At 45.3% G+C, this 25,683-nt stretch carries 25 protein-coding genes, 1 tRNA gene and 2 pseudogenes; 6 read left to right on the top strand and 22 right to left on the bottom strand.

The window, feature by feature from the left end; genetic code table 11:
• Nucleotides 1–158: 158 nt before the first annotated feature.
• Complete coding sequence (locus K941_RS0104745; RefSeq protein WP_029102709.1) at nucleotides 159–569, bottom strand: thioredoxin domain-containing protein; 411 nt, start codon at nucleotides 567–569, stop codon at nucleotides 159–161.
• A 173-nt stretch (nucleotides 570–742) separates the two neighbouring features.
• Here K941_RS0104745 and mtgA point away from each other — a divergent pair, with 173 nt between their 5' ends.
• A complete protein-coding gene (gene mtgA / locus K941_RS0104740; protein ID WP_036387531.1) occupies nucleotides 743–1,414 on the top strand; it encodes a monofunctional biosynthetic peptidoglycan transglycosylase in 672 nt (223 codons plus the stop codon).
• 1 nt (nucleotide 1,415) lies between these two features.
• Here the strand turns inward: mtgA and trmB are convergent, their stop codons facing one another.
• On the bottom strand, nucleotides 1,416–2,258 hold the full coding sequence (gene trmB, locus K941_RS0104735; protein ID WP_029102707.1) for a tRNA (guanosine(46)-N7)-methyltransferase TrmB: 843 nt from the start codon (nucleotides 2,256–2,258) through the stop codon (nucleotides 1,416–1,418).
• 69 nt (nucleotides 2,259–2,327) lie between these two features.
• On the opposite strand from trmB, the gene K941_RS0104730 reads away from it, so the two are divergent.
• A complete protein-coding gene (locus K941_RS0104730) occupies nucleotides 2,328–3,260 on the top strand; it encodes a DUF2628 domain-containing protein (RefSeq protein WP_029102706.1) in 933 nt (310 codons plus the stop codon).
• Nucleotides 3,261–3,262: 2 nt separating this feature from the next.
• Here the strand turns inward: K941_RS0104730 and K941_RS0104725 are convergent, their stop codons facing one another.
• From K941_RS0104725 to glmM, 5 genes are all read right to left on the bottom strand, one after another.
• On the bottom strand, nucleotides 3,263–4,108 hold the full coding sequence (locus K941_RS0104725) for a metallophosphoesterase (RefSeq protein ID WP_051225884.1): 846 nt from the start codon (nucleotides 4,106–4,108) through the stop codon (nucleotides 3,263–3,265).
• On the bottom strand, nucleotides 4,105–4,758 hold the full coding sequence (gene pdxH / locus K941_RS0104720; protein WP_036387503.1) for a pyridoxamine 5'-phosphate oxidase: 654 nt from the start codon (nucleotides 4,756–4,758) through the stop codon (nucleotides 4,105–4,107). The genes K941_RS0104725 and pdxH overlap by 4 nt, the downstream gene beginning before the upstream one ends.
• 15 nt (nucleotides 4,759–4,773) lie before the next feature.
• Nucleotides 4,774–5,142: a hypothetical protein gene (locus tag K941_RS0104715; protein ID WP_029102703.1), complete on the bottom strand. Its 369-nt coding sequence runs from the start codon at nucleotides 5,140–5,142 to the stop codon at nucleotides 4,774–4,776.
• Nucleotides 5,132–5,413, bottom strand: coding sequence for a hypothetical protein (locus tag K941_RS0104710; RefSeq protein ID WP_029102702.1), 282 nt, complete (start codon nucleotides 5,411–5,413; stop codon nucleotides 5,132–5,134). The genes K941_RS0104715 and K941_RS0104710 overlap by 11 nt, the downstream gene beginning before the upstream one ends.
• A 376-nt stretch (nucleotides 5,414–5,789) precedes the next feature.
• Complete coding sequence (gene glmM / locus K941_RS0104705) at nucleotides 5,790–7,142, bottom strand: phosphoglucosamine mutase (protein ID WP_029102701.1); 1,353 nt, start codon at nucleotides 7,140–7,142, stop codon at nucleotides 5,790–5,792.
• A gap of 197 nt (nucleotides 7,143–7,339) precedes the next feature.
• On the opposite strand from glmM, the gene K941_RS0104695 reads away from it, so the two are divergent.
• Nucleotides 7,340–10,303 (top strand): insulinase family protein, encoded by a 2,964-nt coding sequence (locus K941_RS0104695; RefSeq protein ID WP_029102700.1) that lies wholly within the window; start codon nucleotides 7,340–7,342, stop codon nucleotides 10,301–10,303.
• Nucleotides 10,304–10,365: 62 nt separating this feature from the next.
• On the opposite strand, the gene trpC is transcribed toward K941_RS0104695, so the two are convergent.
• The 6 genes and pseudogenes from trpC to K941_RS14750 all read right to left on the bottom strand — a co-directional run bounded on the left by trpC (nucleotide 10,366) and on the right by K941_RS14750 (nucleotide 14,403).
• A complete protein-coding gene (trpC, locus tag K941_RS0104690; RefSeq protein ID WP_029102699.1) occupies nucleotides 10,366–11,184 on the bottom strand; it encodes an indole-3-glycerol phosphate synthase TrpC in 819 nt (272 codons plus the stop codon).
• A gap of 77 nt (nucleotides 11,185–11,261) precedes the next feature.
• Nucleotides 11,262–12,323: an anthranilate phosphoribosyltransferase gene (trpD, locus tag K941_RS0104685; protein ID WP_051225883.1), complete on the bottom strand. Its 1,062-nt coding sequence runs from the start codon at nucleotides 12,321–12,323 to the stop codon at nucleotides 11,262–11,264.
• Nucleotides 12,324–12,411: 88 nt separating this feature from the next.
• Complete coding sequence (locus K941_RS0104680; RefSeq protein ID WP_029102697.1) at nucleotides 12,412–13,035, bottom strand: anthranilate synthase component II; 624 nt, start codon at nucleotides 13,033–13,035, stop codon at nucleotides 12,412–12,414.
• Nucleotides 13,036–13,059: 24 nt separating this feature from the next.
• Nucleotides 13,060–13,749, bottom strand: coding sequence for a ribose-5-phosphate isomerase RpiA (rpiA, locus tag K941_RS0104675; protein WP_029102696.1), 690 nt, complete (start codon nucleotides 13,747–13,749; stop codon nucleotides 13,060–13,062).
• Between the two features lie 107 nt (nucleotides 13,750–13,856).
• Nucleotides 13,857–14,165, bottom strand: a pseudogene (locus tag K941_RS16780) (type II toxin-antitoxin system RelE family toxin).
• A gap of 28 nt (nucleotides 14,166–14,193) precedes the next feature.
• Nucleotides 14,194–14,403, bottom strand: a complete 210-nt coding sequence (locus K941_RS14750) for a type II toxin-antitoxin system Phd/YefM family antitoxin (RefSeq protein ID WP_051225882.1) — start codon at nucleotides 14,401–14,403, stop codon at nucleotides 14,194–14,196.
• A gap of 310 nt (nucleotides 14,404–14,713) precedes the next feature.
• Between K941_RS14750 and K941_RS14745 the strand changes: the two genes are divergently transcribed.
• The 3 genes from K941_RS14745 (at nucleotide 14,714) to K941_RS0104650 (ending at nucleotide 18,828) form a co-directional block, all read left to right on the top strand.
• Nucleotides 14,714–16,168: a M16 family metallopeptidase gene (locus tag K941_RS14745; protein WP_051225881.1), complete on the top strand. Its 1,455-nt coding sequence runs from the start codon at nucleotides 14,714–14,716 to the stop codon at nucleotides 16,166–16,168.
• A 228-nt stretch (nucleotides 16,169–16,396) separates the two neighbouring features.
• On the top strand, nucleotides 16,397–17,887 hold the full coding sequence (locus tag K941_RS14740) for a M16 family metallopeptidase (protein ID WP_051225880.1): 1,491 nt from the start codon (nucleotides 16,397–16,399) through the stop codon (nucleotides 17,885–17,887).
• Nucleotides 17,888–18,108: 221 nt separating this feature from the next.
• Nucleotides 18,109–18,828 carry a 16S rRNA (uracil(1498)-N(3))-methyltransferase gene (locus K941_RS0104650; protein WP_036387498.1) on the top strand — a complete coding sequence of 240 codons (720 nt, stop codon included), beginning with the start codon at nucleotides 18,109–18,111 and terminating at the stop codon, nucleotides 18,826–18,828.
• Between the two features lies 1 nt (nucleotide 18,829).
• On the opposite strand, the gene K941_RS0104645 is transcribed toward K941_RS0104650, so the two are convergent.
• The 9 genes and pseudogenes from K941_RS0104645 to K941_RS14730 all read right to left on the bottom strand — a co-directional run.
• On the bottom strand, nucleotides 18,830–19,186 hold the full coding sequence (locus tag K941_RS0104645; protein ID WP_172462020.1) for a RidA family protein: 357 nt from the start codon (nucleotides 19,184–19,186) through the stop codon (nucleotides 18,830–18,832).
• Between the two features lie 15 nt (nucleotides 19,187–19,201).
• The gene (locus K941_RS0104640; RefSeq protein ID WP_029102693.1) at nucleotides 19,202–19,948 is read right to left on the bottom strand and encodes a hypothetical protein; all 747 of its coding nucleotides are present in this window, start codon (nucleotides 19,946–19,948) and stop codon (nucleotides 19,202–19,204) included.
• Nucleotides 19,949–19,958: 10 nt separating this feature from the next.
• Complete coding sequence (locus K941_RS17050) at nucleotides 19,959–20,573, bottom strand: DUF6915 family protein (RefSeq protein WP_029102692.1); 615 nt, start codon at nucleotides 20,571–20,573, stop codon at nucleotides 19,959–19,961.
• Nucleotides 20,574–20,581: 8 nt separating this feature from the next.
• Nucleotides 20,582–21,832, bottom strand: a complete 1,251-nt coding sequence (locus K941_RS0104630; protein ID WP_029102691.1) for a D-amino acid dehydrogenase — start codon at nucleotides 21,830–21,832, stop codon at nucleotides 20,582–20,584.
• A 341-nt stretch (nucleotides 21,833–22,173) separates the two neighbouring features.
• A complete protein-coding gene (locus tag K941_RS0104625) occupies nucleotides 22,174–23,025 on the bottom strand; it encodes a CPBP family intramembrane glutamic endopeptidase (RefSeq protein ID WP_029102690.1) in 852 nt (283 codons plus the stop codon).
• On the bottom strand, nucleotides 23,026–23,913 hold the full coding sequence (locus K941_RS0104620) for an alpha/beta fold hydrolase (RefSeq protein ID WP_029102689.1): 888 nt from the start codon (nucleotides 23,911–23,913) through the stop codon (nucleotides 23,026–23,028). It abuts the gene before it with no gap.
• Between the two features lie 112 nt (nucleotides 23,914–24,025).
• Nucleotides 24,026–24,110 (bottom strand) — tRNA-Leu (locus tag K941_RS0104615).
• Between the two features lie 197 nt (nucleotides 24,111–24,307).
• Nucleotides 24,308–25,357 (bottom strand): annotated as a pseudogene (locus tag K941_RS14735) (TonB-dependent receptor domain-containing protein); the annotation flags it as partial.
• A 57-nt stretch (nucleotides 25,358–25,414) separates the two neighbouring features.
• The coding region (locus K941_RS14730; RefSeq protein ID WP_036387496.1) for an integrase core domain-containing protein at nucleotides 25,415–25,683 on the bottom strand (269 nt) is incomplete at its 5' end.

Below are 25,683 nucleotides of genomic sequence, written 5' to 3'. Positions count from 1 at the left end.
CTTTTTTAAACAGGTATTTTTCATTGCAAATACCAAAGATAGGTACGCCCTAACAGATTTTAACAAATCATCACATTTTTATTGTTTTTTTTCGATAAATTTTAAAAATTGATAAAAATATTTTATAAAAATCGGTGTGATGTATGCTTTTGGTAGGCTTATCTGTGATGATTATTCGGTAAAAGATGAACAATATCCATAATCCCAAACGGATAGCATAGTAGGCGGGTGGGGGTGAGAAGAATGGGAATGAGCGTGCCCAGATGGTCGATCAACTCTTCGCTGTCGGCAAGGTCAAGCACATGAACGGCAGGCATGCGTGGATGTATAGCTCGGGCTTGGGTCAGTAGGGCGTGGCTGGTGTGGCACAGGTGACAGCCATCCGTGCCTAAAAGATACCAATCTGTGGTAGGATTGGATGTGTGGATGATTTGCTGGCTGTCTAAGCCTGTAAATGTCGCCAATAGTAGGGCATGAAACGTGCGGTATTCGTTATGAGCCAGACAAATTAGGGCGAAGCGGTCGTTTGTTAATTTTTGTAAGTATTTGATAAAATTAATATTATTCATAAAAAATAAATGCCCCATAGCAAAAAATCGTGTAAAATAGGGCGTTTATTATAGCAAATACACCCCAAGTTTATCTTATTAGTTTATTTTATTTTATGTTTAAAAAAACCACAAATACGCCGTCTTGGCCCAGTCCCGACTCACAAACACCCCCCAAACCCAAAAGACGGCGACTGGTGGCATGGCTGTGGCGATGGGTGATAGCTCCGCTGTTGGTGTTGGTCATCAGCTTTCACCTGCTCATCGCCGCCATGCTGGGCGTGTGGAAAGTCGCCCCTGTCGGTAACTCCATGTTTATGGTTGCTCATCGCCTATCAGGGGGCGAGGTTGTGCAGGTATGGGTGGATTATGATGATATCGCCAAAGCGGTCAAACAGGCGGCGGTGGCGAGCGAAGATGCCAAATTTGCCACGCATAATGGCTTTGACATGGAAGGCATTGAGCGTGCCATGAAGGCGAACGAAGCAGGCGGGGCGGTGTCAATGGGTGGCTCGACCATCAGCCAACAGCTTGCCAAAAATCTGTTTTTGACATCGCACCGCTCCTATATCCGTAAGGGTGAGGAGGCGGTTATCACGGTGATGATGGAGCAGATGTGGGACAAACAGCGGATTTTAGAGGTGTATCTGAACGTGGCGGAGTTTGGCGAGGGCATTTATGGCATTGAGGCGGCGGCACGGCATTATTATGGCAAATCTGCCAAAAACCTAAGCCGTGAGCAGTCGGCATTGCTCATCAGCATGCTCCCTAATCCCAAATATTACCAAAAAAATCTCAATAACCGCCGCCTACAAAACAAAAAGCGGATTATCATGAAGCGTATGCCCAGTGCGGTATTGCCTTAGGTTACACCTTTTGATATAGCAAATCCCAAGACGCACGCCCATAATCCGCCCCACGTTTTTCGAATTTGGTGGCAGGGCGAAAATCAGGACGTGGCGAAAAGTTGCCTTTGCCTGCCATATTTTCAAACTCGCTCATGTTATCTAGCACTTCAAGCATCCACAAGGCATAATGCTCCCAATCGGTCGCACTGTGAAAAATTCCGCCCGTTTTTAGTTTGTCCGCCACTAAGGTCATGCGGTCGGTCGTTACAAAACGGCGTTTGTAATGTCGCTTTTTTTGCCACGGGTCGGGAAAATAAAGCTGTACCGTGTCCAAATGCTCACTAGGTAAATTGTTTAATAAGGCAATTGCATCGCCATTTAGCACCTTTAAATTAGTCAGTCCCAACTCATGAGATAGATAAGCAGTACGCCCAATGCCTGGTTCGTGGACTTCTATGCCGACAAAGTTGCGAGCTGGCTCGGCTTGTGTCATTTCTACCAAGCTGTCGCCCATGCCAAAGCCGATTTCTAAGGTCAAAGGGGCGTTCTCGCCATTTGGTGCATCCTTAAAAAACACCCGCAAATCGGTGATGTTAGATACATCGCCCAATCTGCCCAAATCCTTACCGTGATTGATGATGTACGGAGCAAAGGCAGGGTCGGTCAGGGCGGTCTCAGCATACTGGCTCAGGTGCGTTCGCCGTCTCATAAAAGTGGCAATGGCGTGGCTGTATTCGGTAGGCGTGCGAGCTAGGTTTTGGATTTCTTGACTGATGGTATCCCGAGAGATGTCAGGGGTTTGGCGGTCGCCCCCAACAGGGGCAAGGGGGGCTTTTGGGGTGGATTGGTCTGGATTAGTCATGGTATATTATCTAAAAAAGGCGTAAAATAGTGCCTATTATAAAGCATTCATGGGTTAAGTACAAAATTTATGTTTCGTTTGCCATTTTTAGAAGACACGACTCCGCCTCCATTTTATTTGCCCCACTTATCCGACAAAGAGCGGATTCAGCTTGACAAGTGGTTTATTGGCACACGCTCGCAAAGCTATTATTTAAAGCGATTCGGTCAATTTGATAAGGCAGGCAAACTGCATGCTCGCTGGAACTGGTCGGCGTTTTTCACCACGTTTGGCTGGTTGTTATATCGCAAGCGTTATCTAGACTGCGTGGTGTATTGTGTGGCAGGGTGGTCGTTTATTAAGCTCAACATCGTCATCATTTTGGCGGTGTGTGAATTTTTATTTGTGGGTAAACTGCCTGATGACTATCAGATGTACACACGGCTCATGATAGCTGGGGCGGTGTGGCTGTTTTGGTCGGGCATGGTGGCACGCTGGGCGGACGCGTATTATTATCGCATGGCACGGCGTGAGATTGCCGATGCCGTGGAGCTATACCCTAATGACAAGGACGCCCAAAAGGCACATCTGGCAGAGCATGGCGGGGTCAGTGTGGTGGGTCTTGGCGTGGCGTTTGCCATGTTTGGGACGTTGCTTGCGATTATTGTATTGCAATTTGTGCCGATTATCGCCGTGCAAAAAGAGCAGACAGTGATTTTTGAGAGTTATCGCAGTACCAATGCCATTGCCAAGCGAGTGGAGCTCATCTATGAGCAAACAGGTAACTGCCCTGTGGGTCTGCCCGTGACTGCCGACAACCAAAGGGTGAGCGTGGAAGTGGTGGCAAGCCTGCCCTATGCCAAGACCGATTGTGCGGTGGTGGCAACGGTGTCAGGGGCAAGTTATCCGGTGCGGTATTTAAACGGTCGGCATTTGGCAATTTATCATCAAATAGATGATAATTCGTGGCGGTGTCAGACATCGCTAAATAAAAAACAAACACCAAAACGTTGTGTGGGGTAGCCTCACTCCAAACTCACAAACACTAATTCAGGACGGTTAAACAGACGTGGCACTCTCGTGCTTTCTCGTGCTAAGCCACGGCTCACGATAAATTTGGTGTTATGCTCATTGGCAAATTCATAAAGTCCGCCTGCATATTTGGGGAATAGCCCTTGATTGGGAGCGTACACGCCATTGATAACAAACGGCACTCGCCATTGTCCGCCATGAGCATGACCTGCCATGATGATATCAAAAGGATAATTAAGATACGTATCAATATGCTCGGGGCGGTGGGTTAATAAAATATGGACGTGATTTTTACCAGTATCATTGTTTAACTTATCTGTTACTATTTTTAAATCCGTATCAAACGCTCCGCCGTCTGGGTCAGATATGCCATGAATGACGACATTGGTATTTGGCACGGATATACTTTTGCCATGAATGATTGATACGCCATGAGTGTGAATTTTACCCATAACTTTATTATAATCCGCCTGACTTAGCCAATTTTCATGATTACCGTCCACATAATAAGTTGGGGCAATATTGGGTAATTGGCTTAATAATTCATCGGCATTATCAAAAGGCATTTTATCATCATAAATATCCCCGCCCAATAATATCACGTCAGGCTGTTTTTGTTTTAAACTATCTATCAGCCATTTTTGATTATCGCCATAATAACAAGCGTGCAAATCGGTAATTAGGGCGATATTTAATGCCTTATCACTTTGATAGCCGATATTATCAAATTTATAATCCACCACTTTTAATAAATTGCTATAAATAATAATGGCAACTATCATCAATAAAGCGATGAGTATTCTTATCATCGCTTTTTTATATTTGTTAAAAAACATCATGGCAATATCCGCTCTCGCTCCCAACCGTTTTCGCCCTTATGATAGACAATGCGGTCGTGCATACGGTTGGCTCGCCCTTGCCAGAATTCTATTTTATCCACCAATAGGCAATATCCGCCCCAAAACTCAGGCTTGGGGATACGCTCGCCAAACTGCTCGGATAATTTGGCAAAATCGCTCTCCATGACTTCACGGCTCTCTACCTGCCCACTTTGGGGGCGACTGACCCACGCCGCCAGCCGACTCTCTTTGGGGCGAGAATGGTAGTAGGCTTCTGATTTTTCAGTGGATAATTTTACCACACGCCCAGACGCTCGCACTTGACGTTCTAGCGTATGCCAAAAAAACAAGGCTTCGGCAAAGGGATTGTCCGCCAAATCCCGCCCCTTGTCGCTGTCATAATTGGTATAAAAAATCATCTGAATGTCGCCATCATTAGGGACAATCTCACGCATGAGTAGCGTTCGCACCGATGGACGCCTATCCGCCCCACAGGTGGCAAGGCTAAATGCGTAGGCTTCGCCAATTTGCTCGGATATGGCGTCATCTATCCATTTTTGTAATAAAGGATAAGGGGTGTCGCCAATGTTTTTTTCAATGAGTTCGTCTTTTTCGTAGGACAAACGGCTAGCACTAAAATCAATTCCCATACAGTTTACCTTTTATTAAAGTTGTCTTAATTTATCTTGGTTTGGTAATTCAAAAGGTGGGTGCGTACTTATATCCACCAATATAATTTTATCATCAAAGCGTTGATAATGCAGGATACATTCGCTCGTCATATCGCCATCATCGCCCACATATTTAGGAATACCAATATGATAATGCCATAAACAATGTTTTTGGGCATAATCAAAATTAGCTCGCTCTTTTTTGGCGTGGGGATTTTGTGGGGCGGATGATTTGTTACGTCCTGCCAATCCATATAAGCCATTTTGCTCGACATAATTGATAAATTCAGCAACCCTATCTTGGCTTTGTTCGTCCAATTTATCAAGCAATCGCAAAAAATATGATGAGAGATTAACTTGCATTGGCTTTTACCCATGTTCTAAATGCTTCTTTGTCTTTTGCCAGTCCTTTGGGTGGGCTAACAGTATGCTTGGCACGTCCGTTTTCATCGGTTTCGCCAATGGCTTTTGTCAAGCGTTCTATATCAAAATGATGTTGATAAAACCACTCATAATAAGCATCTTCATCATCTTTGGTAAAGGTGGATATAAGCAATTCATCAACCGTCATCCCTGCTTGCTCAGCTTTGGCGGTAATCAGCTCTATGGTGGTTGGGGGGAGGTCTAATATCATGGGTTTTTCTCTTTTTTAATATTAGGGCGTGTTGAACATTGATAACATTCTTATAAAATAAGATGAAAGTTTAACAGTTTCAATCAATTTTTGCATGAAAAATGGCTAAATCTTGTGGTTCGAAGTCAAAAACTTGTCTGATAGAATGACTATCAGCCTACGTTTTTTCCTTGAAAAACGTGCGATTTTTCTCATTTTTCATTGCAAATACCAAAGTTCAACACGCCCTAAAATGATATTTTTATTTAAGGGTATTTTTAAATATAGATTTTAAAATTGGATATGTAGGGGCAATTTATTCGCCCAAATGTTAAATTACCACAAGGCAAATTCAATTCACCCCACACACCCATTTTAAATTATCTATGATTTAAAATCACCCCAACACCGCCTTAACTTTATCCGCCAATGACGTTGCCAATGCTTTTGCCGTCTCGCCATTTTGGGCTTCTACCATGACCCGAATCACAGGCTCAGTACCTGATTTACGGATTAGTAGTCGCCCTGTACTGCCAAGCTCGCTCTCGGCTTGGGCGAAGGCAGATTTTAGCTCGTCATTGTCATAAGGGTCGCTCATTTTGGCTAGGCGAACATTGATGAGTGTTTGGGGATAAGGGGCATAACCCTTTGTTAAATCAGACAGTTTACCGCCTTTTTTGACCAAAACCGCCAGCACCTGCAAACCTGCCACAATGGCGTCCCCTGTGCGGGATTTATCAAGGCACAAAATATGCCCAGACGATTCTCCGCCAATAAAATACCCATATTTTTCAAGCTCTTGCATGACGTAGCGGTCGCCCACTTTGGCACGGATAAAGTTAATTCCTTGATTTTTAAGAAAATTTTCCAAAGCCATATTGCTCATCAGCGTGCCGACCACGCCAGCAGGCTTTTCGTCCGCCCCATTGGCAAGAATGTATAAAATACTGTCGCCGTCCAAAATCTGTCCGTTTTCATCCACCATCACAATACGGTCGCCATCGCCATCAAGGGCAATACCCAAATCCGCTTTGTGTTCTAGCACGAGTTTTTGTAAGGTTTCGGGGTGGGTTGAACCACAGTTGTCATTGATGTTCGTGCCGTTTGGCGTGTTGGCATGAGCGATGACACTTGCCCCAAGCTCACGCAAAACCCGTGGGGCAACGCTGTACCCTGCTCCGTTGGCACAGTCCACCACAATGGTCAGCCCACGCAGGTCATATTGATAAGGAAATGAGCCTTTGCAGTACTCAATATAACGCCCCTTGGCATCATCAATGCGGTAGCTTTTGCCAAGCTCGGTGGGGTAGTCGGCTATGGGGGCAAAACTTTGGGCGCTGACAAGCTCGTCCAATTTGGCGTTAATGGCGGATTGGGTGTCGTCTGAGATTTTTTTGCCTTCGCCTGAGAAGAATTTTACGCCATTGTCGCCATAAGGGTTGTGGCTCGCCGAGATGACCACGCCCATGTCGGCATGAAAACTTCTTGCCAAATGAGCAATGGCAGGTGTCGGCAAAGGCCCGAATAGGTGTACGTCCACGCCTGCCGAGTTGAACCCTGCTTGCAAGGCGGATTCGATGACATAGCCTGAAATGCGAGTGTCTTTGCCAATGACCACGCTTGGGCGTTTGCCCTCATTTTCTTGACACAAAACCTGCCCTGTGGCATAGCCAAGTCGCAGTAAAAAATCAGGGGTGATGGGAAATTGTCCAAATGCCCCACGAATGCCGTCTGTGCCGAAGTAGCTCATGATGATTGCCTTTTAAAATTAAAATGATAAGAAAAAATAACCCTAAGTATACCGCCAAATCATTCTCTAATTCAATACTTTTTCGGTAGTATAAAAGTTAATCATAAAAACAAGAATTTTTATCAAAATTTACAAAAGCCTTGTTTAAATTGCAAATTTTTGCCACAATATAGCATTTTTTCATCACGGAACCATTCATGACAGCATTTAACCTACACCCTGCCTTTGCCCTAAAATCTAAGCACCACATAGAAGCCCTTGATATTACGGTGCTACTTTGTGAGCATACCGCCACAGGGGCAACTCATTATCATCTGGCGTGTGATAATGACGAAAATGCCTTGATGATTGGCTTTGCCACTCAGCCCATGACTTCTCGTGGCGAAGCTCATATCCTAGAACACGTTGTCTTGTGCGGTTCACAAAAATACCCTGTACGAGACCCGTTTTTTAGCATGATTAAGCGGTCATTGCAGACCTTTATGAACGCCATGACGGCAAGTGATTGGACGGTGTACCCCTTTGCCAGTCAAAACAAAAACGATTATTTTAACCTATTATCCGTCTATCTTGATGCGGTGTTTTTCCCCAACATTCACGAGTTAGACTTTGCCCAAGAAGGCATTCGTTTAGAGCTTGACGAGCAGGGACGACCTGAATACCACGGCATTGTCTTTAATGAGATGAAAGGGGCGATGAGTGGCGAGATTGACCAGCTTTACTACGCTTTGGCACCACACCTGTATCCGACCACGACTTATCATTATAATTCAGGGGGCGACCCAAAAGAGATTGTGAAGCTGACCCATGCTGATTTGGTCAATTTTCACAAGACTCATTATCACCCGTCCAACGCCATCATCATGAGTTTTGGCGACATTGACGTGGCGGACATTCAAGCACGCCTGCACGATGATGCCCTAGTACGTTTTGATGATGCCGAAAAACCGTCTCGTGGCAAACAGTTCGTCTCCATGACCGAGACTCGCCTAAATGAGCCTGTGCAAGTCTATGACACTTATACCGCTGACACCAGTGGCGAGAAAATGACCCATAACGTGTTGGCGTGGCTACTACCAAGCATTACCGACCCCAAACAGCGTCTGGCACTTCGCCTCATGGAGGGCGTGCTGATAGAACACGCAGGTTCGCCCCTAAGAGCCTACCTTGACAGCTCGCCACTTGGCACGTCTGCAAGTCCGCTACTGGGCTTGGACGACAGTCATTATGAGATGGCGTTTTATGCAGGGGTGCGTGGCTCGGAGCACAAGCTTGCCGATGACGTGGAAAACGGCATTTTGGAGCTACTTCGTTCTGTGGCAGAAAACCCCATTGCCGATGAGACCATACAGACCATTTTACATCAGATAGAGCTAGACCAACGCCACATTGGGGGCGACAGTATGCCTTATGGCTTGACGCTCATGCTTGAAGGGTTTGGTACGGCACTGCATGGCGGTAATCCTGTGGATATGTGGGAGATTGATGAGCATTTGTCGTGGCTATCGGAGCAGGTCAAAGAGCCAAACTGGGTGCAAAATCTCATCAAAACGCACCTACTTGACAACCCACACCGAGTTCGCTTAACACTATCGCCTGATAAGGACAAAGCCCAACGCTTGATAGATGACGAAAAGGCAAGTTTAGATAAGCTAAATGCCACGTTAAGCGATGAGGATAAAGCACTCATTCGCCAAAAGTCTGCCGAGCTTGCCACACGCCAAGCAATGATAGATGACGTGGATATTTTGCCAAAAGTGGGGCTAGATGACATTCCCAAAGCGATAAAATTCGCCCACGCCAACAAACAGCCGATAACCATTGGGCAAGACGAACGTACACTTTATGAGTATCATGCAGGCACAAATGGACTGTATTATTATCAAGTGGTGCTTGATTTAAATGACAATTTAGGCATTTTAAATAATCCGCTGTTGCCCCTATATCTAGGGCTGTTGTCCGAGCTAGGTACGGATAGGTATGACGCACGCACATTCCAAGCGGTGCAAGCGTCCATCTCATCAGGTGTTACCGCTCGCATTTCACAGCGTACCGACCGCCATGATAAGGAGGCGATGACAAGCTATCTAGTAGTGGCGACCCGTGCCTTAGCTCGCAAGCCTGAGGCGATTGGGCTGGTGAGCGACGTGCTAAACGACACCATTTTTACTGAAACCGACCGCATGAGCGAGCTGTTACAGCAAAAACAAGCGTCTTGGCAATCACGCCTATCAGCAAGCGGGCACAGCTACGCCATTCAGACCGCCAGTCGGAGCATGAGCAAATTATCATCGCTAGAATACCGTTATTCGGGCTTACCTGCCCTGTCGGCACTAAAATCATTTTTAAAACAAAGTGAAACCGACCAAGCGGTTTGGCAAACGCTATCAGCACGCCTAGCCCAAATCCATGAGCAAGTACAAAACCTGCCCAAAGACGTGATTTTGGTGTGTGAGGCGGACAAGGCGGACGAGTTAAAGGTGGTGATAAAAGACGTGCTAAACACACCGCATAAGCCTGCCAAATCGTCTGTCGTGGTACATGATACGCTAGCGTTTGATGAACTTGTCAAGGGTGATGACAATAAAGACATCGCATGGCTTATCGCCACCAATGTCTATCATAATGCCATAGCCTACCCTGCGACCACATCGGGGCATGAGGACACACCTGCCTTGACAGTGCTGGCTCCGTTTTTAAGAAATGGCTATCTGCATTCGGCAATCCGTGAAAAAGGCGGAGCGTATGGTGGTGGGGCGAGTTTTGATGCTAATTCGGCAAGTTTTCGCTTTTATAGCTACCGAGACCCGCACTGTGTGGCGACTTTTCTTCATTTTGAAAAGAGTATTGACTGGCTACTTGATAACGACCATGACGCTGATAAGTTGGAGGAGGCGATTTTGGGAATTATCGGGGGTATGGATAAACCTGCGTCCCCAGCAGGCGAGGCGGTCAAGGCGTGTTTTAGCGAGCTACACGGACGCACCAAAGAAATGCAAGAAGCCATACGAGCCAAGCTGTTGGCGGTTACGATAGACGACCTAAAACGAGTGGCACGCACCTATCTAAAAGATAAGCCCTATGTTAAGGCGAGCCTTGCCCCACTTGAAAAAGAGAGTCAAATGGCAGAGCTTGGGTTTGATTGTCATAAGATTGGTTAAGATACTTAAAATCAATGAAAAACCCCATGCCGTGTGGTGTGGGGTTTTGGTTTGTGTGTTATTTATATGCTTTTTAGCAATTTCTCCAACGCAAGCCCTGCATTGTCCGTTTTCATAAATTGCTCACCGATAAGGAAGTGATGAATGCCATGCGACTGCATCAGGTGTACATCGTCCGCCCCATGAATGCCACTTTCGCTGACGATAAGTGCGTCATCGCCCACATTTTCACGCAAGGTCTTAGCAAGGCGAATGGACGTATTTAAATCCACATCAAAGGTATTCAGATTGCGGTTATTGATGCCATAAATGTTGTGAGTGGATTTGGGCAATTTCAATGCACGAGCCAGCTCCTGTTCATCATGAATCTCAATCAGCACGTCCATGCCAAGCTCTATCGCCACCTTGTGCAAATGTGCCACCGTTTCATCATCAAGGCACGCCATGATAAGCAAAATACAATCCGCCCCAAGCGTTCGGCTTTCATAAATGTGGTACTCGTCCACCATAAAATCTTTACGCAAGGCAGGCAAATTACAAGCGTTTTTGGCTTGGATAAGATAGTCATCATGCCCCAAAAAATACTCACGGTCGGTTAAAACAGACAAACAAGTTGCCCCTGCCGACTCATAGCCTTGGGCGGTGGCAATGGGGTCAAAATTTTGGCAAATCACGCCTTTGGACGGGCTTGCCTTTTTTATCTCGCTAATCACGCCAATCTTGCCTTGCTCTACCTCTCGTAGGGCATTGGCAAAACCACGCACAGCAGGGGCGGATTTGGCTTTTTGTTTTAATTCATCAAGGCTGATTTGGGTGCGAGCATGGGCGATTTCTTGGTGTTTGGTGGCAACAATTTTTTGTAAAATGGTGGGGGTGGACATGGTTTTTTCCTTTTAAAATTTTTTAAATTTGAAAATATAATTTGGGCGAGTTGCAATTTGCCCCTACATATCCTATTTTAGGCGTTAAATGTCTGGGTAAATGCCACAAATTCCTGCATTTTTTGCCATGCCTTACCATTTGCTAGGGCCTCTTTGGCAAGGGCGACACCGTCTTTAAAGTTGTCTGACACCCCTGACAGATACAGGCTTGCCCCTGCATTTAGAGCGATAATATCGCACGCCTTTTGGGTGCGTGGGTCGGTTTGTCCTTGTAGGGCGGATTTGATAAGGTCAAAACTTTCATCAGACGAGCCAACCGACAAGCCGTCAAGCGACTGCATGGCAATGCCGACATCGGTAGGGGTGATTTTAAAGGTGGTTGCCTTGCCGTCCTTGTATTCAGAGACGGTTGTGGGTGTGGCAAGGCTTATCTCGTCCAAGCCGTCATCAGAATGCACGACCCACACATGGCGACTGCCAAGTTTGCCCATGACGTGAGCGAGCTTTTCGCACAACGCCACATCATACACCCCAAGCAAGCTATTTGGGGCAGACGCAGGGTTGGTCAAAGGCCCTAAGATATTAAAAATCGTCCGCACCTTCAACGCCCCACGCACCGCCTTGGCATGACGCATGGCGGGGTGATGATTGGGGGCGAACATAAAGCACACACCTGTATTTTTGGCACACTCGGCAACTTGGCTTGGGTCAAGGGCGAGATTCACGCCTGCACTTGTGAGCAAATCGGACGCGCCCGAACGGCTTGATACGCCTGTGCTACCGTGCTTTGCGACCACACCGCCGCAGACCGCCACCACAAAGGCGGATGCTGTGGACACGTTGAACAAATTCGCCCCATCTCCGCCCGTTCCCACAATGTCCACCGCATTATCCACGTCCAAAGTAACGGCATTGGCAAACGACCGCATAACACGAGCAGAAATGGCAACCTCGTCCACCGTCTCGCCCTTGATACGCCAAGCCGTGATAATGGCGGACAGTAGCACATCGGGGCATTTGCCTGTCATGATAAGGGTCATGAGTGTGGTAGTGTCGTCATCGCTTAGGTTTTCGCCATTGATTAGGGTGTTTAGGGTGTGTACCAAAAAGGCGTGAATGTCGTGGTCATTTTTTAACATGGATTTCCTTTTAAATTTTTTTAAACGAATAATTTTACCGAATTTGGGCGAATAAATTGCCCTTACAATACTGTTTTTAAATAAAAAATCACGCCACTGTTGGCAAATTTTCATCATCTAGCACAGCAAGCCCACAGCGTTTTAAAAAGTTATTAAAAAGCTGATAACCATGCTCGCTTAAAATAGATTCTGGGTGAAACTGCACGCCTTCAATGTCTAGCTCTTTATGACGAATACCCATAATCTCGCCCATAGAGCCGTCTGCATTTTGTGTCCAAGCGGTGATTTCTAAGCACTCAGGCAACGTGGCTTTGTCAATGACCAGCGAATGATACCGCACCACCGACACAGGGTTTGGCAAATCGTGAAATACGCCCATATCCTTATGATACACGTCCGACAGCCGTCCGTGCATGACCTCGCCTGCTCGCACGACATCGCCCCCAAAGGCTTGCCCAATGGCTTGATGACCCAAACACACACCCAAAATGGGAATTTGCCCGCCAAAATGCGTCAAAATTGGTACGGTAACCCCCGCCTCAGTCGGTGTGCAAGGGCCTGGCCCTAGGATAATGGCTTGTGGGGCAAGAGTGGTTATCTCATCAAGGGTAATCTCGTTGTTGCGTTTTACCACAATGTCCTGCTTTAATTCGCCAAAATACTGAACAATGTTGTAAGTAAAACTGCAATAGTTATCTATCATTAAGAGCATGTCAAATCCTTATTTTTATTTGCCTTATTTTGTCGTCTTGTCAAATTTTACCGTACTTACGCCGTCATCGCCTGCTTTTAGCATGATGTGAGCCGACTGACTGGCAAAGATACCATTACATACCACGCCCACGATGTTGTTTAGGGTGCTCTCTAGCTCGGCAGGGTCTGTGATGTCCAAATCATAAGTATCCAAAATCACATTACCATAATCAGTGACAAAGCCTTCTCGATAGACAGGCTCACCCCCGAGTTTGACCAGTTCACGAGCCACATAGGAACGGGCTTGGGGCAACACTTCCACCGCCACAGGGAATTTGCCCAGTTTGGCGACTGTTTTGGAGTCGTCCACCATACACACAAAGCGTTTGGATGCTACCGCCACGATTTTCTCACGGGTCAAGGCACCGCCACCGCCTTTTATCATGTTGCCATGAGCGTCTATCTCGTCCGCCCCGTCAATGTACAAATCAAGCTCGCCCACCGCATTTAAATCAAAAATTTCAATGCCTAAGGCTCTTAATTTATCTTCGGTCACTTGTGAGCTTGCCACCGCCCCTTTTAGGCGAACCTGTGGCAACAGCTCAATCAAGCAGTTTACCGTACTGCCTGTCCCCACGCCCAAAATCATGCCGTCTTCGATGTAGGCAAGGGCGGATTTGGCAACGGCTTGTTTTTGGGCAAGTTTGGGGTCAGTGTGGGCTGTGTTAGACATGATGATTCTCATAAAAATTTGGGGTTATTTTACGCTAAATTTAGCAAAAAATAAATCATAAAAAATCAGCTCTACCATACTAAATAGAGCCAAAGCCTATAAGTGCGTCAAATATTATCATACACCGTATCACGCCGTCCCACCGTAATCACAAGCACCACCAGTTTATCATCCCTAACTTCATAAACCAAACGATAACCTACCTTACGAAGTTTGATTTTGTATAAATTCTTAGCATTCGCCCCGTGTAGTTTATTCTTGGGAATGTGTGGATTTAACAGCACTTTTTCTAGCTTTTTTAAAAATTGTTCGGTAATCGTGGCGTTTAATTTTTCAAATTATTTTAACGCAGTTTCGTTAAATTCTAATTCATAAACACGATTTTCATCATTATTGGAATTTGGCTCGTAAGTCATCAATCGTTACCTTTACCGTTTTTTGGTTTTACCGTTCGTTTGCCAATTTGATGAGTTCTTGGTCGTCCAATGCGTCCAACATTTTTTCGTATAAAGACGCAGGCACGCAATAAAAAGCAGGGGTATTGCGATTTAAAATCGCCACAGGTTCGCCATTGGCGTGGGCGAGTGTGTCCATGGGGCTTTTCTTTAAATCGCTGATACTGGCAACATAACGGCTATGGATTTGGTTTAGCATAATGGTATTTCTTTATTAAAAATATTTTAAAAGTCTTTCTATGATATTTTTAAAAGTACTTTTTGTCAATCTTTTTCCCAAAATTGCCATCCACCCCAACTTATGCTAAACTATAACCTTTTGCAATTAGGAATTATCATGAAAAAATTTATACGCATCATCGCCCTATGCCTGCCCCTAACGCTTGTGGCGTGCAGTGCCAATAACGGTCAAGGTGTACGTCCTACTGCCAGTATTTTGATTGGTAAATGATTTCTCTTAATTGACAAAATTTTAAATCAATAAAACCGCCAAACTCATCGGAATGTCTATGAAAACCTTTAACCGCCTTGCCTTATCCTTATGCGTATCCTTAGGGTTATTATCCCTGACCGCTTGCCAGCACGCTCCAACCGCCACACCCCAAGCCCCAACAGTCCTTGCCACTATCCCCCAACAAGAGCTAAAACTGCTCGCCAACATTCACGAACACACCCTAGACAACGGCTTACAAGTCGTCATCAAAGAAGACAAACGAGCCCCTGTGGTCATGACCCAGATTTGGTATGGCGTGGGGGCGAATGACGAGCCTGTGGGCAAGGGCGGATTGTCGCACTTTTTAGAGCATTTAATGTTCAAGGACACGCCCAAGGTATCCAGCGATGAATTTAGCCGTCTTATCAGTCATTATGGCGGTAGCAATAACGCCTACACCAGTTCGGACGTTACCGTTTATCATGAGATTTTGCCCGCCAATCGCTACGCCCTAGCGTTGGAGCTAGAAGCCAACCGCATGAAAAACGTCCTATTTAAACCCGAACAGATAGAGAGCGAACGCCAAGTTGTTCAAGAAGAACGCCGTTCTCGTACGGACGACAACCCCATGGCAAAAGCGTGGGAGCGGTTTTTACCATTCGTCTATGGCGACACGCCACGGGGTCGCCCCATTATCGGGAGCATGGCGGACATTGAGAGCTTGACCATGGATGACCTAAAACACTGGTACGCCACATGGTACGTCCCCAACAACGCCACGCTTGTCATCGTGGGCGACGTGGACAAGGACGAAGCTTTAACCCATATCAAAAAATATTTTGGCGACATTCCCAAAGGCGACCCCGTACCCGCCCGAGACCCTGCCCAATTCATCCATGCCGATGACCTAAACGCAGGCAAAGGCGGTGTGAGAGAACGCCATGTCGTCATCAAAGAAGCCGTCCAAGTTCCCACGCTGATTTTGGCGTGGCAAGCCCCGACTTTATCTAGCCTAAAACTCACCAACCGCCACACCGCTGATAATGAGCGAGAGCTGTTGGCATTGGGGTTGTTTGATGACGTGCTAAGTGGCGGAGCGTCTGGGCGATTTGCCAAAAATTTGGTCAAAAAAGAACTCGTTACGTCTGTACATAGTAGTTACGACAGTACAGGCTATGGGGACGGCTTTTTTATGGTCATGGCAACACCAAAAGCAGGGGTGAGCCTTGATGAAACCAAACACCTTGTTCTGGACGAGATAAAACGCACCATGACCGACCCCATTGACCAAAAAGAGCTTGACCGTTCTATGGTTGCCACAAAAACCGCCTTGGTGTTTGCGTCCGAAGGCGTATCAGGGCAGGCAAGTTTATTGGGAATGCTAAAAAATGAAAATATCCCTTTTGGCAAAATCCAAGAAGAATTGGCAATCCTGCCCACCATTAGCACCGATGAAATTAAAAATGCAGGCAAAAAATACCTAAGCGATGAGCGTATGTATAGTGCCTATATTTTGCCAAAAGATGAATAATAGATTATTTTTGGGGCTTGAAAAGTTGATAAAAATTATGGGTAAAATTTAAATAAAAAATTAAATTTTACCAAAATCATTTTATTTAAAAGATAAATTGATATTAAATTTGGATATTTAAAAAATGAACAAGACATTTTTCCAAAATTAACCATGACAATCAATTTAAATAAAAATGATTTATATAAAATCAACAATTAAAACCCCAACCCAATATCAGGAAATCTCATGAAAAAACTTACCCCAATTGCCTTAACCTTATTGCTTATCAGCCACACCACATGGGCGGACGGTCATCATCATGCCCCTGTCGTCCCAAGCGATAAGCCCCTGCCTGTGCTTGACAGCCTAAAAGATGACAAGCCACTGGACTTAAAAATCCCACACATGGAGCGGTTTGACGTGGACGGCGTGCCTGTGATTTTTACGCCCATTGATGAGCTACCGATTTTGGACATTAGCTTGACCTTTAAGGGCGGTTCTGCCAAGGACGACACCATACGAGCGGACGGCTACGGCATTGCTGGCATGACCGCCACTATGATGACCCAAGGCACAACCCACCTAGACGAGAACACATTTGCCGAAAAAGCCGAACTGTTGGGCGTGGTATTTGGGGCGACTGCCTACCGAGACACGTTTGTTTATGCGTTTAGAAGTTTGTCGGACGACAAAGAGTTGTATCCTGCCCTTGATTTGTTTGCCGACATGATACAAAACCCCCGTTTTGATGAAACTATCCTAAAACGCAACCAAGCCCAAGCGGACATCGGTTTTGAGCGTGCCAAACAGAACCCAAGCCATCTGGCAAGTGTTGAATTTTTAAAAACCCTATACGGCACACACCCCTATGCCATCCCCACAGGCGGAACACAACAGAGCGTGGCGAGCATTAGCCGAGATGACCTAATCGCCTATAAAAACAAATACTTAACCAAAGGCAACGCCCACATCGCCATCACAGGCGACATCAGTGCCGATGACGCACGCACCATCGCCAAACGCCTGATAAACGCCTTGCCCCAAGGCGAGAGAGCTACCGACTTGCCCACGCCCATCGCCCCCAAGCCACAGCACGTCCATATCCCCTATGATAGCACCCAAACGCACGTCTATATCGGACACATGGGCGAAAAAGAGACCAAAGATCCTGTGGAGCTACAAAACCGCACCAGTTTTAGCCTTGCCAACAGCGTACTGGCAGGGGGCGATTTTAATGCGTATCTCATGAAAGAAATCCGAGACAAGCACGGCTACACCTATGGTATTACGGGCGGTATGACGACATTTGATGAGCGGGGTTATTATCGTATCAGTTTTTCTACTCAGACCGACAAAGCCAAAGAAGCAATCATCAAAACCTTACAAATCATTGAAAACACAAGAAAAAATGGCATAAAAGACAGTGAATTTAACCTAGAACGCACCAGTCGCAAATACGCCTACCCCATGAGCCTTGCCACCAACTCAGCCATTCATAGCACGGCAAGCCATTTGGGTTATGATAATTTGCCCGACAGTCATATCACTGATTATTTGGTGCGACTAGACAAGGCGACATTGGATACGGTCAATCAATCGCTAAATACCTATATCCACCCTGATGAATTTATCATCGTTACCATTGGTAAAGAAAAACCTGATTTATCAAGTTTGTTTAAACAAGATAATAAAAAAGGGTCGAAAAGGTTGATTGAAATATTGTTTAAAAAGAAATGATTTATTTTTGGATAAATGCGTAGGGGAAAATTTAAATGTTTCTAATGTAACATATCAATTTGGATAAATTAAATTTACCCCATGTATCTAAATCGTAAATTAACCATACCTATTTTTTTAAATAAGATAAAGATAAAATTGGCAAATAAAAATCAATAAAATGCTAAAATCATTTTATATTTACCAATTTATTTTTAATAAATCATTTAAAAGGCGATTTCATGCGTTTTTTTGTAGATATGCCCCTAGTCGTACATGATACGATAACCCTGCCTGATGACGTGTATCATCATTGGACGAAAGTTTTGCGGGCAAATATTGGCGATACTGCCACGCTCTTTAACGGGCAAGGGGGCGAATATACCGCCACGCTGACCCATATTGACAAAAAGTCCGCCCATGTGCGTATAGATGACTTTAACCCTGCCAATCGCACTCTGCCTTATCGTGTTACCCTAATCCAAGCGATGAGTAAGGGCGAGCGTATGGATTATACCATCCAAAAGGCGTGCGAGTTGGGCGTGTCCGCCATACAGCTCATCACCACCGAACGCTCCGAGCGACTAAGGCATGAACGTGATAACAAAAAGCTTGCTCATTGGCAAAAAATCGCCGTCTCTGCCTGTGAGCAATGTGGGCTAAATATTATCCCTGTCATTTTGCCCCCTGTTACGCTGTCGAACTATCTAGCAAGTTGTACCGATGAGCTAAAAATCGTCATGAGCCTATCAGACGACACTCACCGCTATATCCCAAAAGACCCCTTGCCGTCTACGATTGGCATACTGGTCGGTTCAGAAGGCGGGCTGTCTGATGATGAGATAGATGCGTGCCATAAGCATGGCTTTTTGTCGTGGACGATAGGCGAGCGGATACTTCGCACCGAGACGGCAGGGGTGGTAGCGTTGGCAGGCTTGCAGGTGGTGGGGCAAGTGGGCTAAACTAAACCGCTGCCGTTACCACAATCTCAATAAGCCAGTTCGGATTGACCAAATTTGCCTGAACCGTGGCACGAGTGGGTGGAACATTGCCTGCTATCCAAGCGGTGTATTCGGCATTAAATTTATCAAAATCATCTAGGTTTTTGATAAAGACTTGGGCGGTTAAAAGGCGAGATTTGTCCGTGCCTGCTTTGGCGAGAGCCTTATCAATATTTGCCAAAATTTCACGGGTTTGCCCGACAATGTCAAGGCTATCATCGTCAGGCACTTGCCCTGCCAGATATACCACACCGTTGAAAATCGTGATTTCGGTAATGGTTTCATTGCTGTCTAGTTTAATAATTTCACTCATCATAATTACCTTTTAAATTAATTAAAGTTTGGCAAATTCATCAATGCTCAACGCACGAATTTCAAACCACGGTTGTTTTAATAGGGCATTGACCGTTTCCAAATCGGACAATTCTTTAAAGTTTAAACCGCCCACTTCTATCAATAATTGATTGTCTTTATAAATCACCAATTCGCCATCAATCAATTGTTCTAATAGCGTGGGGGAATCACTTAATTCTTCCAACGAGCCTTTTGGAGCAACTTTATTTAACATCTCCAAAAAATCAGCAATTAAATCATCATAATGATAACCAAATCTATCATAATCAAAATCTAGTCTATTATTTTCTAAGCTAACAACATCATCATTCCAGCGAAAATACTCATCTTGATGATTGAACCAAATGACATAGAATTTTTCACTGTCATCAACTTCAACAATTTGATAAAAGTTTAACCCTGCAATTTGGGCAAAGGCAAATACATCGTCATCGCTCCATTCGTCAAAATCAATGTCTTCTAAGTCTTCAAAAGTTTCGCCAAATCTTTCTTGGGTAAAGGCATCAATGGCATCATAAATTTCTTGTTCGGCATCGCCATTGCCAATTGCATAGCTTGACAAATATTCACTACGCAAGGCGTGAACGGTCAATTTTTTATAAGCGGTTTCGGCATCGCTTTGGTTGTCGTGAATTTCTCTGATGATACTACTTTCAACATAGTCCATTACATACCATTCATCATTGTAGCCAAATTCGTTTTGGCGGATAACATATTTGGTGGTCATAAAAAACTCCTTACAGTTTCACTTTAATTTCTTGCAATTTTTTGGCACTGGGCGGATAAAACGCCCCATTGTCCATCCACATTTCAAATCGCATTGGGTTAAAAATCATATCAGGCGAAATGTCAAATTCCATAAACCGAGCCTTAGCCATTCCCATCATTGGCAAAATGGTATTGACAAACCAGCTATTATGGGTAATTAACAGCGATTTTAATTGCCCCGTTACCGATAGCGGTGATAACATTGTCGCAGAAATTTGCGGATTGTCAATCACATCGGCGTGAAATTTTTCAAGGCGTTTGGCAAGTCCTGCGGTGGGAATGTCGTCCATCGCCATCACAAAATCGCCCAAAGTCGGAATAAAACGATGATGAAAATCCACAAGCAAATGGTCTTTTTCGCATAAATCTTTGGTTTCAATGGTTTTGCCTGCACTATTGACAAAACTGTGTCCAAAAATGGGAATAATCACTTCTTGCACGCCCCAAAAAGTGTGCAAAATGCGGTGGCGGTTGTCGGTACACAGCATTTTTGTGCTGTCAATGAGGGCGTGAATGTCCACATAATCTTCGACTTCTCCGCCCCGTCTTTTTTGGGAAATTTGTGCGTGTTTATAGGGGTTCATAGAATTCCTTATTTATAACGGTCAATATTTAACCCATCAATTTTAATTTGTGTCGGCTGACCCATAATAATATCACAAAGCAGTTTACCAGACCCACACGCCATCGTCCAGCCAAGTGTGCCGTGCCCTGTGTTGATAAACAAATTATCATATTTTGTCGCCCCAATAATCGGCGTGCCGTCTGGGGTCATCGGACGCAGACCCGTCCAAAATTCTGCTTTTGGCAAATCACCGCCATCAAATAAGCTCTTTGTTACCATTTCTAGCGTGGCACGGCGGGCAGGATTTAATGACAAATTAAAGCCCGACAGCTCCGCCATACCGCCCACACGGATACGATTATCAAAGCGGGTAATGGCGATTTTGTAGGTCTCATCAAGCACGGTAGAAACAGGGGTACGGGTTTCGTCCACGATTGGCACGGTTAAGGAATAACCTTTGACAGGATAGACAGGCAAATCAAGCCCCAAATCCTTTGCCATCACCCGAGAGTAACTGCCGAGTGCCAACACAAAACCGTCTGCCGTCAAGGTTTCGCCCCCTGCAACCACGCCTGTCACTTTTTGATTATCAAAGATAATTTTGTCAATGACGGTGTTAAATTTAAACTCCACGCCCAAAGTTTTGCAATGTTCGGCAAGGCGTTTGGTAAATAAATTACAGTCGCCTGTTTCATCATTGGGTAATCTTAGACCGCCCAAAAGCGGAGCGGTAGCATAAGCAAGTGCAGGCTCAGCCTTGATAAGCCCATCTGCGTCCAGTATCTCATAAGGCACACCACATTCTTCTAACACTTTGGTATCAAGGTGCATGGCTTGGATTTGGGCGGGTTTACGAAACAGCTGTACCGTGCCACCTGTACGATGTTCATAGCCAATGCCAATCTCATCACGTAAGGCACGGATGCAATCACGGCTGTACTCTGACACTCGCATCATGCGTTCTTTGTTGATTTCATAACGCTCGGCATTGCAATGGCTAAGCATTTGTTTCATCCATGCCAGTTGAAAGCCTGTGCCATCAGGCGTGATGGCAAGGGGAGCGTGCTTTTGCATGAGCCATTTGACCGCTTTCATTGGAATGCTTGGGGCAGCCCAAGGGGTTGAATACCCTGGGGAGATTTGTCCAGCATTGGCAAAACTTGCCTCCATCGCCACATCCGATTGGCGGTCTATGACGGTAACTTTTGCCCCTGCTTTGGCAAGATAATAGGCGGTGGTCGTGCCAATCACGCCCCCACCCAAGATAATGATGTCCATAAAATACCTTGATGATGACTTGTAAGTAAATTAGGGTGTGCCTGCCTTTGGTATTTGCAATGAAAAATGCCTGTTTAAAAAAGCAGGGGAATCGCATGTTTTTCAAGGAAAAAACTTGAGGCTGTGAGTCTTCTATCAAGCAAGTTTTTGACTTCGAGCCACAAGATTTAGCCATTTTTCATGCAAAAATTGATTAAAATTGTCAAATTTGCATCGTATTTTATAAAAATGCTATCAATGGTAGGCACGCCCTAGTATGTTTTGCCCAGTTAAAGTCTGTAATTAGGGTGTGCTTATAAATAGTATAACAAGCTCTGATGGCAAAGAAAAGGGCTTTTGAGTCAGCTTGCCAAATACACCGCCATCGCCATGCCATTATTGACCATGTGCATGAGTATTGCCATGATGAGTCCGTATTTGACACGAATATAGCAAAACAGCAACGCCATGGCAAAGATGACTGCCATGCCAAGCAGGTCGTATTGCAGATGAACGAGCGTAAAGAGCAGACTGCTTATGAGACTTGCCATGAGTGTGGACTTAGCGATGGTAAAACCGACCAGACGGATGGGGGTTTGCTCGGCACGATGACGATGAAGCAGTCCGCCAAATATCAACCCCCGAAACACCAGCTCTTCGTAGATGGGTGCGACCACCACGATGGCGAATATGAGTAGGGGTAGGGACTCATCTGTGATAAGCCCATCCAAAAAATCCATGGGTGAGCTGTCCAAGGCGGTCAAGACAATCTCACTTACCGCCATAAATGCTATCATGCCTATTAGACTGACGACAAAGCCCCGAACGCCTATCGCCTTTATCCCAAAAAACTGCCAAACAGTCCCCCAGTGATGAGCTGATGGGGGCTGATGAGGCGTGCCGTGGCGTGCCGTTTTGCTTTTAAATAGCACCAAACCTACGGCAAACAGCGTAAAGGCTAGGGCAGTGATGACAACCGAGATGGCGACCACCACGCCGTTATTGGAGCCGAGCATGATGAGCGTGGCAACATCCAGACTGTCTGCCTGCTCATAATAAGCCAATGAGCCGATATACACGCCAATGATTTGTAAGGCAAACATGCCAAACAGGCAAAATAAGCACAGCCCCACCACGCCCACTGTCGAAAAAGAAATGACAGGGCGTGGGGATGGCTTGGTCATCTGTGGGTCGGTTAGGTCATGATGGGGCATTTAGCGAGCCTTGATTTGTTGGGCGATGGTGTCTAGCACGAGATGGGCGGTGCTGTCGGGTATCTCCAAAGGGAACATGTGCGAGCCGTCCACATAGATGACTGGCACACCCCAACGGTCGTGGATGGCGTGGTATGAACCCATGTGGGTGAAGTGGCTGTACTTGCCAGCGATGAGCGTGGTGGGGCGGTAGATGGTCAGTGACTTCGCCCAGTATAGGGATGGAATGGTGCGAAAGATGGCAAGCTCGACCGCCTTGGGGATGGCGAGTGTGAATTTGTCGTCTTTGGCGGTCAGTCCATGCTGGATGTAGCCGTCAAAGGTGCGTGCGTCAAAGGCTCTAAACAGTCCCTTTTGACGTAGACTGTCATGGGCAATCTGCCTGCTGTCAAAGGTGTCTTTGCGGTATTTGGATTTGCTGGCAGGCGAGATTTTATCGACAAAATAGTGATGAAATCTGGGCAAGGGGCGTAGGGCATTGTCCATGACTTTGGATAACTGATAAGCTAGGCTCATCTTGCCCATAAGTAGAGATGGGTCAAGGGCGATGACTTGGCTGATGTGCGTGGGGTCTTTATCACACGCCTGCATGGTCGTCACCGCCCCCACAGAATGCCCCACGGCAACCAGCTGTGGCACGCCGTGTTTGTCGCACGCCTCACGGATGCTGTCTAGCACTTGCTCGGTCAGTCCCTGCCAGTGGTTGTCAAGTGGATAATCAGGGTGCGTGCCAAAGAGCTCAATATACTCAATGCTAAACACCTGCTCCCAATGCTCAAACAACGGTGCATAGACCTGACTGGGAAAGCCATTGGCATGGACAAAATGCAGTACAGGCTTGCCTGTCAAGGTAGATGTGGGCAGGGTATCAAAAGGTGTGGTCGTCATGGGTCATCCTATCAAGTGTCATGGGATTGGGTCATTATTGTGTTTATGAGAATAAATGTCAATAAATTTACACACAAAAAAACCCAACCGCTTTCACGATTGAGTTATAACATGGTGGGGACGGAGAGACTCGAACTCTCACGGGTCGCCCCGCTGGAACCTAAATCCAGTGCGTCTACCAATTTCGCCACGTCCCCTTTTGGATGCCAATTATACAGTAATATAATAAGATGTCAAGCTTTTTTTTCAAAAAGATGGTCTGACCACAGAGATGTGCCTTGCAAAGTGAATGACATGGTAATTTTCGTCTGTGGCAACCTGCTAAATTATAAAGAAATTGCTCCAAAGGCATCATTTAGGTCAAATGAAAAAAGTTAATGTTGCAGAAAATCTATTAAAACCTCCAATTTAGCCCCACCATGAAATTACGTCCCATTTGTGGAATATAAGGTAAATAGGTTTCGTGGGCATACACTTTTTGGTCTAACAAATTATTGGCTTTAAAGAAAATCGAATATTCTGATGCACCAATTGCATTTTGATAGTCCACGCCAACATTGACTAAATGATGTCCTTTGGTTGGGCTTTCAAAATTGGAAATTTTCTTTTGTTCAAAAGTTCTGACATACTCCACATTGGCGGACCATTTTTCATCAAAATTGGCATTTAATTTTGCACCCAATCGCATTGGCGGCAAGCGTGGTGTATAACGGTCATCAGGTTTGATGTAGGTTTTGGTATCAGGATTGCCAAGCCAGCCCTTCTTAAAATCACTGACAATAGGTGGTAAATCGTGCAATTTTCCATTCACATAATCGCCAAAAATCGACCCATAATAAGTGTCATTAAATTGATAGCCGATTTTCCCTTCAAAACCGTAAAATTTGGCAGGACTTTGGTCATAGCGATTGATGTGCAATTGTAATGGGTGAGCGACTTTGGCAGTGCCTAAGTATTCATTGATGGTATGCAAATAAATATAATTATCAAAATCATACAGATAGCCTGACAGTTGATAATCCAATTTATCGCCCTGATAGCTTAGTCCCAGTTCATAATGCTTGGCACGCTCTTTGGTGAGATGGCGATTGCCAATTTCAAAGGAATTGGTTGCAAGGTGCATACCGTGCGTATAAAGCTCTTGGCTATTGGGTAGTCTCTCTTGCTTGCCCATATTTAAGGACAATTTATAATTAGGCAAAAATTGATAATGCACGCCCAATGCATAAGAATGAGCAGTTTGTTGATGTGGTTTGGCGGCATCTTTACCATAAGCAATCACCTGTTCTAATTTTTCTGGTGTGAGGCGAATCTGGCGACGGCGAGTTACCTCTTCAATATAATCCAAATCATAATCCATGGCCACTTTTTGTTTTTCAATACGGCTTGCCAATTCAACTTGTAATTTGCCCGTATCGTACTGCCCCATTGCAAAGATACTTTGATTTTTTAAATTATTTTGCGTTAATAACGGTAATTTTCGCCACTCGGTGTAAGAAACTCACCCGTTATTTACACTTTGTTTAAAATAAAACTCCAACCACTCATAAGGAGTAAAAGTTAAAGTTTTTCCTGTAATCTCATCTTTCTTGGTTAAAGATGAATGTGGTCTAACAGTGTTGTAGAAATTAAGAAATCTGGTTAATTCTTGCTTTCTGTGTTCACTGCTGACAAACTCATATTGATTATGCCAAAGCTCCATCAATGTTCGTATCACTCGTTCAGCTTTGCCGTTGGTTTGTGGTCTGCCTACTTTGGTAAATTTTTGGT

This window comes from Moraxella caprae DSM 19149 (genome assembly GCF_000426885.1).
Classification (GTDB): Bacteria; Pseudomonadota; Gammaproteobacteria; order Pseudomonadales; family Moraxellaceae; genus Moraxella; species Moraxella caprae.
Note: the sequence above shows the minus strand (reverse complement) of the source record. Positions and strands in the feature narration are given on the sequence as shown.

Coding starts and splice junctions, on each gene's coding strand:
- K941_RS0104630 (WP_029102691.1), bottom strand. CDS start 21,832: ATGGACATCATTATCTTGGGTGGGGGCGTGATTGGCACGACCACCGCC.
- trmB (WP_029102707.1), bottom strand. CDS start 2,258: ATGACTAATCCAGACCAATCCACCCCAAAAGCCCCCCTTGCCCCTGTT.
- K941_RS0104745 (WP_029102709.1), bottom strand. CDS start 569: ATGAATAATATTAATTTTATCAAATACTTACAAAAATTAACAAACGAC.
- K941_RS0104650 (WP_036387498.1), top strand. CDS start 18,109: ATGCGTTTTTTTGTAGATATGCCCCTAGTCGTACATGATACGATAACC.
- K941_RS14750 (WP_051225882.1), bottom strand. CDS start 14,403: ATGCTAAACCAAATCCATAGCCGTTATGTTGCCAGTATCAGCGATTTA.
- K941_RS0104695 (WP_029102700.1), top strand. CDS start 7,340: ATGACAGCATTTAACCTACACCCTGCCTTTGCCCTAAAATCTAAGCAC.
- K941_RS0104625 (WP_029102690.1), bottom strand. CDS start 23,025: ATGCCCCATCATGACCTAACCGACCCACAGATGACCAAGCCATCCCCA.
- K941_RS0104715 (WP_029102703.1), bottom strand. CDS start 5,142: ATGCAAGTTAATCTCTCATCATATTTTTTGCGATTGCTTGATAAATTG.
- K941_RS0104730 (WP_029102706.1), top strand. CDS start 2,328: ATGTTTCGTTTGCCATTTTTAGAAGACACGACTCCGCCTCCATTTTAT.
- K941_RS0104725 (WP_051225884.1), bottom strand. CDS start 4,108: ATGATGTTTTTTAACAAATATAAAAAAGCGATGATAAGAATACTCATC.
- K941_RS14745 (WP_051225881.1), top strand. CDS start 14,714: ATGAAAACCTTTAACCGCCTTGCCTTATCCTTATGCGTATCCTTAGGG.
- K941_RS0104640 (WP_029102693.1), bottom strand. CDS start 19,948: ATGACCACCAAATATGTTATCCGCCAAAACGAATTTGGCTACAATGAT.
- K941_RS14740 (WP_051225880.1), top strand. CDS start 16,397: ATGAAAAAACTTACCCCAATTGCCTTAACCTTATTGCTTATCAGCCAC.
- pdxH (WP_036387503.1), bottom strand. CDS start 4,758: ATGGGAATTGATTTTAGTGCTAGCCGTTTGTCCTACGAAAAAGACGAA.
- trpC (WP_029102699.1), bottom strand. CDS start 11,184: ATGTCCACCCCCACCATTTTACAAAAAATTGTTGCCACCAAACACCAA.
- K941_RS0104620 (WP_029102689.1), bottom strand. CDS start 23,913: ATGACGACCACACCTTTTGATACCCTGCCCACATCTACCTTGACAGGC.
- K941_RS17050 (WP_029102692.1), bottom strand. CDS start 20,573: ATGAACCCCTATAAACACGCACAAATTTCCCAAAAAAGACGGGGCGGA.
- K941_RS0104680 (WP_029102697.1), bottom strand. CDS start 13,035: ATGCTCTTAATGATAGATAACTATTGCAGTTTTACTTACAACATTGTT.
- rpiA (WP_029102696.1), bottom strand. CDS start 13,749: ATGTCTAACACAGCCCACACTGACCCCAAACTTGCCCAAAAACAAGCC.
- K941_RS0104710 (WP_029102702.1), bottom strand. CDS start 5,413: ATGATATTAGACCTCCCCCCAACCACCATAGAGCTGATTACCGCCAAA.
- trpD (WP_051225883.1), bottom strand. CDS start 12,323: ATGTTAAAAAATGACCACGACATTCACGCCTTTTTGGTACACACCCTA.
- glmM (WP_029102701.1), bottom strand. CDS start 7,142: ATGAGCTACTTCGGCACAGACGGCATTCGTGGGGCATTTGGACAATTT.